The organism is Nonomuraea sp. B5E05 (genome assembly GCF_039880665.1).
Classification (GTDB): Bacteria; Actinomycetota; Actinomycetes; order Streptosporangiales; family Streptosporangiaceae; genus Nonomuraea.
In genome coordinates this window covers 1-12,746 of record NZ_JBDPMJ010000003.1, presented here as the reverse complement: position 1 = coordinate 12,746, position 12,746 = coordinate 1, and the positions used below count along the sequence as shown (strand labels likewise).

The window sequence follows — 12,746 nt, the reverse complement described above, 5'->3', positions numbered from 1 at the left end:
CGTTCACTGCCCTGTCTGATGGTCACCCGGATCGCCTCCGGAAGCCCGCAGCCGCAGTCGCCGCTGCCGGCGCTGGACCGCTAGGGGCGGCCCACCATGCCCACGTGTACGCCCACGTGATCCTACGCGCTCTGCCCTCCATTCATTCAGGGTCGCACCCTTCCGCGCCATCCCTGCACGGGCAGCTCGAACTTGGCCACCAGCCTGTCGGTGAAGGGCGCGCCGGTGCTCTCCACACCGTGCAGGCGCGCCAGGCGTACGGGCTCGGAGCCTCTGCGGACCTCCACGCGCGTGCCGGGCGGCAGCTCGAACCTGCGGCGCCCGTCGCACCACAGGACCCCGCACGGCGTGTCGGGCAGGATCTCGACGGCCAGCGTGGAGCGCGGCGAGATGACCAGTGGTTTGGCGAACAGCGCGTGGGCGCTGATGGGCACCATGAGCAGCGCCTCGACCTCCGGCCACACGACGGGGCCGCCGGCGGAGAAGGCGTAGGCGGTCGAGCCCGTCGGGGTGGCGCAGATCACGCCGTCGCAGCCCCACCTGGACAGCGGCCGGCCGTCGATCTCCGCGACGACCTCGAGCAGGCGCTCCTGCTTTTCGACGGTGACCTCGTTGAGCGCCCAGGTGTCGGCCAGCACCTGCCCGTTCAGCCTGGCGACCACGTCGACCGTCATGCGCTCCTCGACGTCGTAGCGCCCCGCCACGACGCTGTCGACGGCCGTGGCCAAATCGGCGACCTCCGCCTCCGCCAGGAAGCCGACGTGCCCGAGGTTGACCCCCAGCAGCGGTGTGCCGGCCGGCCTGGCCAGTTCGGCCGCGCGCAGCAACGTCCCGTCGCCGCCGAGCACGATCATGACCTCGGCGTCCTTGACCGCGCCCGGATCGCCCGGCACGGCCTCGACCCGGTCGCTGCCGATCTCGCCGGCCTCGGAATCGAGCACCCTGACGGTGATGCCGGCGTCGATCAGCCGGTCGACGACGAGGCGCGCGCTCTCGACCGCGGCGTCACGCCCGGTGTGTACGGCGACCAGCACGGTACGGTTCATTGCGGCCCTTCCTCGACGGCCCGCTGGATCTCTGCGTCGAGGTCGGCGACCGGTGGCTCGCCTTCCCCTTTGCCCAGCCAGAGGAGATATTCCACGTTTCCCGACGGCCCCGGCAGCGGGCTCGCGGTCACGCCGCGTACGGTCAGCCCCAGGTCCTGAGCCTTGGCGGCGGCGTCGCGCACGGAACTCGCCCGCAGCCCGGGATCGCGCACCACGCCACCCGCCCCGACACGGTCCTTACCCACTTCGAACTGCGGTTTGACCAGCATCAGGAAATCGGCTCGCGACGCCGCCACCTCGGCCAGGGCGGGCAGCACGAGCCGGAGCGAGATGAACGACAGGTCGCCCACGACCAGCGTGGGAGGCTCGCCGACCATGCCGGGGGTGAGGTCGCGCACGTTGACGCGCTCCATCACCGTCACCCGCTCGTCGGTGCGCAGGGACCAGGCCAGCTGGCCGTATCCGACGTCGACGGCCAGCACGTGTGCGGCCCCGCGGCGCAGCAGCACGTCGGTGAATCCGCCGGTGGAGGCGCCCGCGTCGAGGCAGCGGCGGCCCTCGACCGCCAGGCTCGCGAACGCTTCCAGCGCGCCGAGCAGCTTGTGCGCTCCGCGCGAGACGTAGTCGGGCCCGTCCTGCGAGTCGGCGACGACGATGGCGGAGGCGGTGTCGACCTGGGTGGCCGGTTTGCCGGCCCGCCGGCCTCCGACGCTGACCCGGCCGGCCTCGATGAGCTGGGTGGCCTGTTCGCGCGACCTGGCCAGCCCTCGGCGCACCAGTTCGCTGTCGAGGCGGATCCTGCGGCTCACCGCTCTCCCGCGGGCCGCTCGCCCGTGGCCTGCCCGCCCGGCTCGTCCACGACCGCCAGCGCGCTCTCCAGCCCGGCAAACGCCTCGTCGAAGATCGCCACGTGCTCGCTCACCGGCTGCTCGCCCAGGCGGCCGAGGCCGGTCACGATGGCGTCGACCCGCTCGTCGCCGGTCCCTTCCGGCAGCTCACTCATGTCTTGACGTTAACGCCTCCCGCGAGCGTCCGGGACCTTGGCAGGCCCGTCAGTCGTTGTAGCTCGTACGGGGTGCTACTGATGTGGAACGCTACCGTCCGCGAAAGAAAGTAGGGATGCGCATCATGGCAAGCGTCGAGGAGTGCCGGGCGGCACTGGCCAGGCTCGTCGACCAGTTCGACGAGATCGACGAGGCAGATCGTGCCAAGCACGTCGTCGAGCGCACGGTCAGCTGCCGGGTCTCCGACCTCGACGTGACCTTTTACGGCCGCCTGACCCACGGAGGGCTCGACCCGTTCACCGAGACGCCGCCGGGTGACGGCAAGCCCGCCGACGTCAAGCTCACGATCGTGAGCGGCGACCTGATCGCGCTGGTCGACGGGGAGCTCGATCTGGCGCGCGCGCTGCTCGGGGGGCGGGTGAAGGTCGACGCCAGCTTCGGCGACCTGCTGCGGCTGCGCAGGCTGATCTGAAGGGCCTTTGACCCGCGCCATCGCCTAATTAATTAATGGACAGGTTAATTGTTAGGCGATACAGTTAAGCAATGCATGGGATCATCGAGACCGAGGGCCTCTGCCGCGCCTTCGGCGACCACCACGCCGTCGAGGAGCTGAGCCTGGCGGTCGCGCCCGGCGAGATCTTCGGCCTGCTCGGCCCCAACGGCGCGGGCAAGACCACCACGATCAGGATGTTGTCCACGCTGCTCCCGCCGAGCGCGGGCGCGGCGCGGGTGTGCGGGTTCGACGTGGTGACGGAGGCGGGAGCCGTACGCCGCCGCATCGGCTACGTGATGCAGCAGGTCTCACCCATGGGCCACTACCTGCTGACCGGCAGGGAGAAGACCGAGATCGAGGCGTCCCTCTACCACGTGCCGCGGCGGCAGGTGAAGGCCAGGGCCCGCGAGGTCCTGGAGCTGGTGGGGCTGTCGGACAGTGCCGACCGCCTCGTGGCGGGATATTCGGGGGGCATGCAGAAACGCCTCGACCTGGCCTGCGGCCTGCTGCACCGGCCCGAGCTGCTGATCCTCGACGAGCCGACGCTCGGTCTCGACGTGCAGTCGCGCCATCACATCTGGGAGCACATCCGCTCGCTCTGCGACGAGGGCATGAGCGTCCTGCTGGCCACCAACTACATGGACGAGGCGGACCGGCTCTGCGACCGGCTGTCGATCATCGATCGCGGGCGGCAGGTGGCCGGTGGCACGCCGGCCGAGCTCAAGGCGGCCATCGGAGCACCGTCACTCGACGAGGTCTTCCTCCGGCACACCGGGCACGCGCTGCGGGAGGAGGTCGCATGATGGTGGCGCAGGAGGTGCTGGCGCTGTCCAGGCGATGGTTGCTCGTGGCGCTGCGCGAACGGCTCAGCCTGCTGTTCAGCGTGCTGCAGCCGGCCGTGTGGCTGGTCTTCTTCGCCGGTGCGCTCGGGGGCGCGGTCGATCCCCGGGTGGTGGGGACGGGCGACTACATCGCGTTCGCGGTGCCGGGCGTCATCGCCTTCACCGTGGTGGGCAACGGGGTGACGGCGGCGATGCCGCTGCTGTTCGACAAGGAGACGGGATATCTGGACAAGTTGCTCAGCATGCCGATCAGGCGCAGCTCGCTGATCCTTTCGCGGTTCCTGTTCCAGACGGGCATGAACGCGGCTCAGACGCTGGTGATCCTGGTCGTCGCGCTGGTCCTGGGCGTTCGTCTGGAGTCCGGGCCGCTGGGGGTGCCGGCGATCCTGGTGGCGACGGCCCTGCTGACACTGGCACTCACGTCCGCGGCGATGGCCCTGGCCTGCGCGGTGCCCTCGCACGGCACGTTCTTCGCGATCACGGGGTTCGTCTCGCTGCCGCTGCTGTTCATGAGCAACGCGTTCGTGCCCCTGTCGGCCATGCCGGCGTGGATGGAGGCCGTGGCCAGGGTCAACCCGCTCACCTACGCCATCGAGGCCATCCGGCTGCTGGTGTTGCGGGGCTGGGGCGGCGGCGTACCGCTGTCCCTCGCGGTGCTGGTCGTGGCCTGCGTCCTGCTCCTCGCCGTGGGCGCCTGGCAGTTCGCCCGCCAGACCAGCGAACGGATCGCGTGACCGTGGTCCGCCGCTACCCGACGCGATCCAGCACCGGCTTGACGGCGCCCTCGTCGATCTGCCCGTCGCCGGCCGCGGACCAGGCGGCGTCGCAGGCGGCCCGCAGCCCGTCGATCCGCCTGCCGTCACCGTCGAGGCACAACTCGCCGTCGCGCCACCGGGCCCGCCAGCCGCCGCACGAGCCGTCGCGTACCTCGGGATAGGGCCGCAGCAACGTCCCGAGATCCTCCCCGACATAGGTGGGCCGGTGCCGGGGCGCCGCCGTCAGCACCTCGACCGGCGTGGCCACCCCCGTCAGGACCAGCAGGCTCTCGACCCCGGCGTTGGAGGCCCCCTCGATGTCGGTGTCGAGCCGGTCGCCCACCACCAGCGGCCGCCGGGCCCCCGTACGCAGCATCGACTCCCGGTGCAGCGGCGGATCGGGCTTGCCCGCGTACACCGGCTCGACCCCCGTGGCAGAGGCGATCACCCGGACCATCGACCCGTTGCCCGGCAACTCGCCCCGGCGCGTGGGCATCGTGCTGTCGCCGTTGGAGGCCACGAAAAGCGCCCCCTGCCGCACCGCGAGCGTCCCCTCCGCCAGCAGCTCGTACGACAGGCCGGGCGCGATCCCCTGCACCACGGCGGCAGGAGACTCGGCGGCGGCCGAAACGGGCCGCAACCCTCGATCCCGTACGGCCAGCCGCAGCCCGGACCCGCCGACCACCAGCACGTTCGACCCCGGCGGAACCCGCTCCGCGACCAGCCGGGCGGCGGCCTGAGCCGACGTGACCACGTCGGAGGCCGTGGCGGGCGCCCCGAGCTCGCGCAGGTGCGCCGCGATGGCCGCCGGCGTCCGGGAGGCGTTGTTGGTCACATACGCCAGCCGCACCCCCTTCCGCCGCGCCTCCTCCAGCGCCGCCGGAGCCCCGGGCACCGCGTAACCGCCGAGGTAGACCACGCCATCGAGGTCGAGCAGCAGGGTGTCATAGCCGTCGATCAGCACAGCGCCTCTTCCTCTTCGGCTCTCACGTCGCGTGAGACTTTAGCGTCGCCCTCGTACGCAACCGCAGAAGGGATGACCATGTACGCGGAACTGAACCTCATTACCGAGGAACGCACCGAACTGTTCGGCGATTTCCATCCGGACGAGCACGCGGCGGAGGCCGTGCCGGCCGGCGCGTACGTCCCGCGACAGCCTGGGGCAGGCCAGACGCCTACGTCTCCCGGCGTGCACGCAGGGTCGCGCGGACGCTTTTCAACGCGGACACGTAATGCCGCTCGTCCGGCCGCATCGCGACCGCGATGGCCAGCGGTTCCTGCGCGCCCTTCACATCCCCGGTCCGCCACAACGACAATCCGAGCCCGAAATAGGCGTAATCCTCTGCCGGATTGGCGTCCACGATCTGGCGGAAACTGGCCGCCGCCTCGGCGTACTGCCGGGAGTTGAACTGCGCCCTGGCCAGCGCTTCCAAGATGCTGCGTGATTCCGGCTCAGCAGCGGCGGCCCTCTCCAGCAGAGCCGCGGCCGCCGCCGGACTGCCGTCTTTCAACAATCGCACCCCACGCTGGTACCAGTCGTAAACACCGCCCTCAGGAGCTCCCGAGCTCTCATCGTGAACGTTGCCACTCTGATCCATACGTGAGGACTCCTTCATCTCTGAATGATGATCCCCGTTCGCCCTGTTGCGGAACGGGACCGACTGCAACCCCGGGGCGACTTCCGGACGGCGTAGACATTTATGGGAGCATGCCCGGTATGGGGACTCCTGAACTGCCGGTGCCTGATGGACTGGTGCTACGGCCCTTCCGTGGCGTGCGTTTCGCTGTCGAAGATCCAGCCAAGGTGACCTCCCCGCCGTACGACCTGATCTCCGACGCCGACGTGGAAGCCCTCCTCGACTCCCACCCCAACAACGTCGTCCGGCTCATCCTTCCCTGCTCGCCCGCTGGCGATTCGTCCTCCGCTTCCATCCCAGGGCGAGACACCGAGCCCCAGCCCGCCGGCAACACTCCTTCCTCTCCGGACGCAGGACCCGGGAACACCCACCCAGGCACAGGACCCGAAAGCCCCCACCCAGGCACAGGACCCGGGGCTTCGCACACGGGCACGGCGCCCGAGAAGCGCCCCGGCGCCGGGTCGTCCCCGCAACGCCAGGCGCCGCCCAGAAGACAACCCGACACCGCAACTCCCCCACCGACTCAGGCGCCGTTCGGAAGACAGCCCGCCACCGTGACTCCCCCACTGGCCCAGGCGCCGCTCGAATCGCGGTACACCGGGGCGAGGGACACGCTGAGGGCGTGGCTGGACTCCGGCGTGCTGGTGGCCGACGACGTGCCGGCGCTCTACGTCTACGAGCAGAGCGGGGCAGGCGTGCTGCAGCGCGGCCTCATCGGCGACGTGGGCCTGACGGACCCCGAGCAGCGCATCATCCTTCCGCACGAGGACGTCATGCCGGGCCCCGTCGCCGACCGGCTCGCTCTGATGAGCACCACTCAGGCCAACCTCGAGCCCATCTTCCTCCTCTATGACGGCGCCAACGGCACCACCACCCGCCTGGTCGACGCAGTGGCCTCGGATCGGGCGCCCCAGGTGTCGGCCCGCACGGAGGACGGCCTCACACACCGCCTTTGGGCCATCACGGACCCGGAAGAGATCGCCGCCATCAACGCCGACCTCCATGACCGGCAGGCGCTGATCGCCGACGGACACCACAGGTATGCGACATACCGCGTCCTCCAGCGCCAGGAGCACGAAACACACCTTCAGGCCGACCCGGCCGGCGCGACGACCGCCAACGGTGACCAGCCCACGCCGCCACCGGCCGGCCCGACGGCGAAACCGACCGGGCCGACAGCCCGACCAGCCCGACCAGCCGACCAGGCGCCGAAACAAACCGGGCCCGCAGCCGACACGCCCCGTCCGACGCCGAAACAGAGCGGGCCGGCGGCCGAACCGGCCCTTCCGGCACCGGAGCCGATCGATCCGGCGTCGCGACAGGTCGACAGCGCCAGGGCTGGGCAGCACGACTCTTCTCACCAGGTCGATGGAGCCCAGGCCGGTAAGGACCGCCCTGCGGCGGACGCGGGCCGCTCGGCGGCCGGGCCGTGGGACTTCGGGCTGGCCCTGCTCGTCGACACGTCCGCGTACCCACCCGACCTGAAGGCGATCCACCGCGTGATCCCCGGGCTTCCTCTGGACGAGGCGGCCGCCAGGGCGAAGGGGTCGTGGCGCGTGCACGACTATGACGACCTGGCGCTGGGGCTGGCGGCGCTCGAGGAGGCTGCGGAGCCGGCGTTCCTGCTCGCCGGGGAGAGCGGCGCGCACCTGCTCACCGATCCCGACCCGGTGCAGCTCGCCCACGCGATGCCGCCCGACCGCTCCGGCCGCTGGAACTCCCTCAACACTTCCGTCCTTTCCGAGTTCGTCATGCCCAAGGTGTGGGGAATGCGCGACGACGAGCGAACCGTGCGCATCGTGCATCACGACGCGTGGGCAGCGGTGCGGCTGGCTGCCCGCTCTGGCGGCACCGCCGTGATTCTCAGACCCCTCAAGGCCGAGGAGGTGCTTGCCGTCGCCGCCGGCGGCGAACGCGTGCCCCGCAAGAGCACCTCCTTCGGCCCGAAACCCAGGACCGGTCTGGTCCTGCGCACGTTCGCGATCGACTGAGGCCTCCTTTTTTCCTCGATGCCCGGCCCGATGCGGTGAGGCACTGCTTCGGGGCAGCCGGACACCGCCGCCCGACCGTGTCCTCCGTAGCCGCGACCACGAGCGCCCACTCTCGAAGCCCCGTACTCCGGGAGCTCCGACCGCGCAAGATTGACTCCGACTCGTCGGATCGCCCATCCACGACCGTCCAAGGCTGCGACGACCAAGCGAACCGTGCCGCGGCCGTGCGGACCCGGACGAGCGGCCGAGATCAGCTGGCTCGCGCCAGGTAGGCCACCTGCCTGGGGATCAGAGCGGTGACGCTCCCCTCAAAGTCGGAGGGCGGATCGGTGGCCGGGTCGGTGAGCTCGGCCTCGAACGGTTTGGCGGAGCTCACCTCCACCTCATACCTCCAGATCTTGGCCGCCGACGGACCGAAGACCCGGCAGCGGAATGCCCCTGCCACCTCGATGTAGTCGCGAGGTTTGAGAGCGCGGACTATGGCGGCGACCTCCGGGTTGAAGGTGACACACGGAATGCTGTCCGTCAGGGCGGCGCCACGCCTGTGCCGTCGGCGGCGCACGATGACGCGCCACTTCGCCACGGTGTCGCCACTCGGCAGCGCGTGCTCCTCGGCCGCCGCTGACAGCCTCCCCACCAGCAAGACCTCGTTGCGGTCCACTTGTCATCCTCCCTGTCGGTGCTCTGGTGGAGATCACTCTCTACGATGAGGAGGAAGCCGGACCGGCTGGAACGCCGTTCTGGGGATAACGGCTGAACGCGCGGGAGTGCCTGTGGACAACATCACCGCTCTGGGCGGCGACGTCTATGAGATCGACACCAAAATGGCAGGATACTCGGGCATCACGGCCGGCTATCTGATTCTGGGCGATCGACCGTGCCTGGTGGAGACGGGCACCTCGACCTCCGCTCCTGTGGTGCGTGACGCGCTCGCGTCACTCGGCGTCGGGCCGGAGGACCTGGCCACCGTCGTGGTGACCCACATTCATCTGGATCACGCCGGAGGCGTGGGGGACATCGCCAGATTCTTCCCTTCTGCCCAGGTCGTCGTCCACGAGAAAGGGGCCCGGCACCTCGCGGATCCGGCCCGGTTGATGGCCAGTGCGCGCATGGTCTGGGGTGACCGTCTCGACACGCTTTTCGGCGAACTGTCCCCCACCGAGTCCGAGCGCATCGTCGCCCTCGGCGACACCGGCGCCATCGACCTGGGCAACGGGCGCACGCTGAGCAGCCACTACTCGCCCGGGCACGCCAAACACCACGTGGGGCTGGTCGACTCCGCCACCGGCGATCTGTACGTCGGCGACGCCGCAGGCGTCTACTTGCCCGAGACGGGCGATCTGCGCCCCGCGACGCCTCCGCCGGACTTCGACCTGCAGACGGCGCTCAACTCGATCGCGCTGTTCGAGGCGCTTGGGCCACAACGTCTGCTGTTCAGCCACTACGGGCCGGTCGACGCCGTACAGGAGACTCTTGAGCGGTCCGCGGAGGAGCTGCGCGTCTGGGTTGATCTCACCCGGCAGGCCCATTCCGAGGGCATGGACCTGGACCACGCCGTCGCCATGGTCAGAGACCGCACCAAGGAGCGCTACACCGCGCTCAAGGCCGACGACCCGACAGCCGAGCACTTCGAGTTGCTGAGCGGAGCACCCTCAAACGTGGCGGGGATTCTCCACTGGCTCGACCGCGTCTCACCATGACGGGTGATCATTGCGCGTGACGCAGGACTGATGGCAGCCCTGGGGACGCGACACCCCGCCGCCCCAGATCGGGTAGCGGCGGGGTGGCCGGCGTCAGTCGTCCGACTTGGGCCGGTCTGAGGTGGGCTCGTCGAGTACGTCGCCGAAGTCAGGCTCGATGAACGCCGGTGTGATAGCCGGGGTTTCGCCATCCTCATCCTTGGCCGCAGGAGCATCCTGCCGGTCAGCAGCGCGATCCGGTGACTTCTCGCCCTGCTCCGGCCCTTCGCCCTCAGCTGCCGGCTTCGCGTCCCGAACGTCTCGGTCCGCGTCCCGGCCCGGCGCGTCCGCTACATCAGCTTCCTGGACCTCGACGTCACGAACCTCTGGGTCCGCGGCCTCGTCCCTCCGGACCTCACCTTCACCAACGCCGGCGTCACGAGCCTCAGGAGCTTCGACCTCCGCCTTCCGGACCTCGACGCCCTGAACGCCTGCCGAAGCTCGCTCCGGCCCGGGTGCCTCCTCAGCGGCCGCGCCCATCTCATCAGGTACGTCCGCCTGCTCCGCGTCCGGCACCTCGACGGCCCTGACCTGCTCCGCCTCCAGGAGGCTCCCCGTAGCGAGGTCACCGGCCTCGCTCTCGCCGTCGCCGGGGACTTCTTCGTCGAAGTCTTCCTCAAGGTCCTCGATAACGGACCCGGTCAGCTCCGCGTACCGTTCCGCCGCGTCCGTCTCCCCGTCCTCGTCGAACGCCATCGCCCTCCCGAACCAGTCGGTGGCCGCCTCCTGATGGCCGGCATCGGCCAGCGCGTCCGCGTAGGCGAACGCCAGCCGGGCCGACCACGGCTTGGGCTGCGGGTCGCGCAGCTCGGGCAGGCGCTGCAGGGTGATCACGGCGGCGTCGTGCTGGCCCAGGTCACGCCGGGCCCCGGATTCGACGATGGTCAGCTCGATGCGCCCGGCTCTGTCGAGACGTTCGGCTTCCGGCGAGCGTACGAGATCGATGGCCCTTTCCGGACGGCCGAGGCCGCGCTCGCAGTCGGCCATGACCGCGAGGTACACATCCGAGCCCGTCATCCGCCTGGCCGCCCGCAGATCGCTCAGCGCCTCGGAGAAATGGCCCGCGCGATAGGCGACGATGCCTGCGGCCTCGCGTACGACACCGATGCGTGCCGCGAACCTGCGCGCGACCTTCGTGTGCTCATGCGCCCGGTCGGGGTCGTCGTCCTCGAGCGCGCGTTCGGCGGCCACCAGGTGCCGGCCGACCAGGTCGGCGAGGTCACCAGGCAGCGAACGGAGTTCTTCCAGGACTTCCTTGTCGAGTTCGTCCGCGGTGATGTCGGGCGCGACCTCGGGCAACCGCTCGCGCTGTGGCGCCTCGGCCTCGCGGTCGGACCTGCCGTATCTGGCTCGCGATCCGGTGCGCTCCTCGCGGTCGTCCCGGGAGAACGGCCGGTCACCGCGAGAGCTGCTGTCGCCGCGAGGGCCGTAACCGCCCTCACGCCGCTCCCCATAACCGCCGCGTCGGGGGCCGCGATCGTCCCGGTCCCGGAACGGCCGACGACCATCATCCTCACGACGGGGACCACGATCGTATCCACCCTCACGCCGCGGACCACGATCACTGTCACGACGAGGACCGTAACCGCCCTCACGACGGGGACCACGGTCGTCCCGATCTCGGAACGGCCGACGACCATCATCCTCACGACGGGGACCACGATCGTATCCACCCTCACGCCGCGGACCACGATCACTGTCACGACGAGGACCGTAACCGCCCTCACGCCGCTCCCCATAGCCACCCTCACGACGGGGACCACGGTCGAACCCACCCTCACGCCGCGGACCACGCTCGCCCTCACGACGCGAACCGTAACCACCTTCGCGACGCGGACCACGATCATCGCGATCCCGGAACGAACGACGATCGTCATCCTCACGCCGCGGACCGCGCGGCTCGCGGTGACCCTCGTCCCGTCGCGGTCCTCTGTCTCCTCGGTTGCCCCAGCGCGACCTGTCGTCGGAACGGAACGGACGGTCGCCGCCAGAGTCGCGCCCGCGCGAACCGTAGCCGCCGCTTCGGCCGCCTCCGCCGGAGTGCCGGTCCTCGTTGTCTCCGCGGCCGCGCTGTCCGCCGTCCGATCCGTTATCTCTGTTCACTTCTGGTCCATTTCGTTGGCTCACCCGGCGGACTCACAACAACGGTCTGCCGGGGCTGGTCGCCGCCCGCCCTCGGGCCTAACGCGACGAAGGCCACCTGTGGGGTGGCCCGGTCCTTCCAGGGTAGCAAGCCCTGACACGTCCATGAGCCTGTCGGCAACCGGTCTAACCGTTGGACCGGAAACCGGCCAATCGGCAAGACTGGTCCGCATGTCACTGCGCTTCCATGAAATAGCCGAGTCCAACCACCGCACGCTCAATCCTCTGACCGATGAAAAGCTCGATCTCCTGGGCCGGATCTGCCACATCGCTCCCGGCTCCCGCCAACTCGACCTCGCCTGCGGAAAAGGCGAGCTGCTTTCTCGGTGGGCGGCCGATTATGGAATTCAGGGCGTCGGCGTTGACATCAGCAAGGTCTTTCTGGAAGCGGCCAGAGCTCGCGCCGACGAACTCGGCGTCGCCGATCAGCTCAATCTGGTGGAGGCCGACGCAGCCACGTACGAAGACACCCCGGAGTCGTTCGACATCGTGTCCTGTATCGGTGCGACCTGGATCGGCGATGGTCTTGAGGGCACGCTGTCATTGATGAGCAGGCATCTCCGTCCGAACGGTCTCGCCCTGGTCGGTGAGTGTTATTGGATAACGCCGCCGCCGCAGGAGGCATACGAGGCCCTCGGCATAGCGGATGGTCTGTTCACGTCGCTGGCCGGCACGGCGGACCGCTTCGAAGATGCAGGTTTCGAACTCCTGGAAATGGTGCTCGCCGACCAGGACGGCTGGGACAGGTATGTGGCCAGCCAATGGTGGACGATCAGCGACTGGCTACGCGAGAACCCCGACGATGTCGACGCTCCCGCCATGCGTGACTTCCTCACTCACGCGCGCCGCTCGCATCTCGAATACGGACGCCAGTATTTGGGCTGGGGCGTTTTCGTAGCCCGCCCGCAACTGCGCTGAGCCGCCACATACAGAAAGGGCCCCGACGCGCTTGGCGTCGGGGCCCTTCTTGAAAGATTGTCCGGCGGTGACCTACTCTCCCACACCCTCCCGAGTGCAGTACCATCGGCGCAGAGAAGCTTAACTTCCGGGTTCGGAATGTAACCGGGTGTTTCCTTCCCGCCATAACCGCCGTAACC

At 69.6% G+C, this 12,746-nt stretch carries 13 protein-coding genes, 1 rRNA gene and 1 pseudogene; 7 read left to right on the top strand and 8 right to left on the bottom strand.

Annotation, left to right across the window (positions count from 1 at the left end; genetic code table 11):
- Positions 1-146: 146 nt before the first annotated feature.
- From ABGB01_RS06465 to ABGB01_RS06455, 3 genes are read right to left on the bottom strand one after another with little or no spacing between them, the layout of a single operon-like run.
- Complete coding sequence (locus ABGB01_RS06465) at positions 147-1,046, bottom strand: NAD kinase (protein ID WP_347771290.1); 900 nt, start codon at positions 1,044-1,046, stop codon at positions 147-149.
- Entirely contained in the window at positions 1,043-1,855 is an 813-nt protein-coding gene (locus ABGB01_RS06460; protein ID WP_347771288.1) for a TlyA family RNA methyltransferase, read from the bottom strand. Before ABGB01_RS06460 ends, ABGB01_RS06465 begins: the two co-directional genes overlap by 4 nt.
- The gene (locus ABGB01_RS06455) at positions 1,852-2,049 is read right to left on the bottom strand and encodes a hypothetical protein (protein ID WP_347771286.1); all 198 of its coding nucleotides are present in this window, start codon (positions 2,047-2,049) and stop codon (positions 1,852-1,854) included. The genes ABGB01_RS06460 and ABGB01_RS06455 overlap by 4 nt, the downstream gene beginning before the upstream one ends.
- 125 nt (positions 2,050-2,174) lie before the next feature.
- On the opposite strand from ABGB01_RS06455, the gene ABGB01_RS06450 reads away from it, so the two are divergent.
- The 3 genes from ABGB01_RS06450 to ABGB01_RS06440 all read left to right on the top strand — a co-directional run bounded on the left by ABGB01_RS06450 (position 2,175) and on the right by ABGB01_RS06440 (position 4,119).
- Positions 2,175-2,522 carry an SCP2 sterol-binding domain-containing protein gene (locus tag ABGB01_RS06450; protein ID WP_347771284.1) on the top strand — a complete coding sequence of 116 codons (348 nt, stop codon included), beginning with the start codon at positions 2,175-2,177 and terminating at the stop codon, positions 2,520-2,522.
- 71 nt (positions 2,523-2,593) lie between these two features.
- On the top strand, positions 2,594-3,346 hold the full coding sequence (locus tag ABGB01_RS06445; protein ID WP_347771282.1) for an ATP-binding cassette domain-containing protein: 753 nt from the start codon (positions 2,594-2,596) through the stop codon (positions 3,344-3,346).
- On the top strand, positions 3,343-4,119 hold the full coding sequence (locus tag ABGB01_RS06440) for an ABC transporter permease (protein WP_347771280.1): 777 nt from the start codon (positions 3,343-3,345) through the stop codon (positions 4,117-4,119). The genes ABGB01_RS06445 and ABGB01_RS06440 overlap by 4 nt, the downstream gene beginning before the upstream one ends.
- A gap of 13 nt (positions 4,120-4,132) precedes the next feature.
- Here the strand turns inward: ABGB01_RS06440 and ABGB01_RS06435 are convergent, their stop codons facing one another.
- The gene (locus tag ABGB01_RS06435) at positions 4,133-5,104 is read right to left on the bottom strand and encodes an HAD-IIA family hydrolase (protein WP_347771278.1); all 972 of its coding nucleotides are present in this window, start codon (positions 5,102-5,104) and stop codon (positions 4,133-4,135) included.
- Positions 5,105-5,315: 211 nt separating this feature from the next.
- Positions 5,316-5,738 carry a tetratricopeptide repeat protein gene (locus tag ABGB01_RS06430; RefSeq protein WP_347771276.1) on the bottom strand — a complete coding sequence of 141 codons (423 nt, stop codon included), beginning with the start codon at positions 5,736-5,738 and terminating at the stop codon, positions 5,316-5,318.
- A gap of 110 nt (positions 5,739-5,848) precedes the next feature.
- Here ABGB01_RS06430 and ABGB01_RS06425 point away from each other — a divergent pair.
- A pseudogene (locus ABGB01_RS06425) lies at positions 5,849-6,034 on the top strand (DUF1015 family protein); the annotation flags it as partial.
- 297 nt (positions 6,035-6,331) lie between these two features.
- Positions 6,332-7,768: a DUF1015 domain-containing protein gene (locus ABGB01_RS06420; RefSeq protein WP_347772085.1), complete on the top strand. Its 1,437-nt coding sequence runs from the start codon at positions 6,332-6,334 to the stop codon at positions 7,766-7,768.
- Between the two features lie 250 nt (positions 7,769-8,018).
- Here the strand turns inward: ABGB01_RS06420 and ABGB01_RS06415 are convergent, their stop codons facing one another.
- Positions 8,019-8,429 carry a single-stranded DNA-binding protein gene (locus ABGB01_RS06415; protein WP_347771274.1) on the bottom strand — a complete coding sequence of 137 codons (411 nt, stop codon included), beginning with the start codon at positions 8,427-8,429 and terminating at the stop codon, positions 8,019-8,021.
- 112 nt (positions 8,430-8,541) lie between these two features.
- On the opposite strand from ABGB01_RS06415, the gene ABGB01_RS06410 reads away from it, so the two are divergent.
- Positions 8,542-9,468 (top strand): MBL fold metallo-hydrolase, encoded by a 927-nt coding sequence (locus tag ABGB01_RS06410; RefSeq protein WP_347771272.1) that lies wholly within the window; start codon positions 8,542-8,544, stop codon positions 9,466-9,468.
- A 93-nt stretch (positions 9,469-9,561) separates the two neighbouring features.
- Here the strand turns inward: ABGB01_RS06410 and ABGB01_RS06405 are convergent, their stop codons facing one another.
- Positions 9,562-10,806: a hypothetical protein gene (locus ABGB01_RS06405; RefSeq protein ID WP_347771270.1), complete on the bottom strand. Its 1,245-nt coding sequence runs from the start codon at positions 10,804-10,806 to the stop codon at positions 9,562-9,564.
- Between the two features lie 1,014 nt (positions 10,807-11,820).
- Here ABGB01_RS06405 and ABGB01_RS06400 point away from each other — a divergent pair.
- On the top strand, positions 11,821-12,567 hold the full coding sequence (locus ABGB01_RS06400) for a methyltransferase domain-containing protein (RefSeq protein WP_347771268.1): 747 nt from the start codon (positions 11,821-11,823) through the stop codon (positions 12,565-12,567).
- A gap of 59 nt (positions 12,568-12,626) precedes the next feature.
- Here the strand turns inward: ABGB01_RS06400 and rrf are convergent.
- Positions 12,627-12,743 (bottom strand): 5S ribosomal RNA (gene rrf / locus ABGB01_RS06395).
- Positions 12,744-12,746 lie beyond the last annotated feature (3 nt).

Bases quoted from the DNA above. Each gene is read 5' to 3' on its own strand.
- ABGB01_RS06465 (WP_347771290.1), bottom strand. From the start codon at position 1,046: ATGAACCGTACCGTGCTGGTCGCCGTACACACCGGGCGTGACGCCGCG.
- ABGB01_RS06455 (WP_347771286.1), bottom strand. From the start codon at position 2,049: ATGAGTGAGCTGCCGGAAGGGACCGGCGACGAGCGGGTCGACGCCATC.
- ABGB01_RS06450 (WP_347771284.1), top strand. From the start codon at position 2,175: ATGGCAAGCGTCGAGGAGTGCCGGGCGGCACTGGCCAGGCTCGTCGAC.
- ABGB01_RS06445 (WP_347771282.1), top strand. From the start codon at position 2,594: ATGCATGGGATCATCGAGACCGAGGGCCTCTGCCGCGCCTTCGGCGAC.
- ABGB01_RS06440 (WP_347771280.1), top strand. From the start codon at position 3,343: ATGATGGTGGCGCAGGAGGTGCTGGCGCTGTCCAGGCGATGGTTGCTC.
- ABGB01_RS06430 (WP_347771276.1), bottom strand. From the start codon at position 5,738: ATGGATCAGAGTGGCAACGTTCACGATGAGAGCTCGGGAGCTCCTGAG.
- ABGB01_RS06400 (WP_347771268.1), top strand. From the start codon at position 11,821: ATGTCACTGCGCTTCCATGAAATAGCCGAGTCCAACCACCGCACGCTC.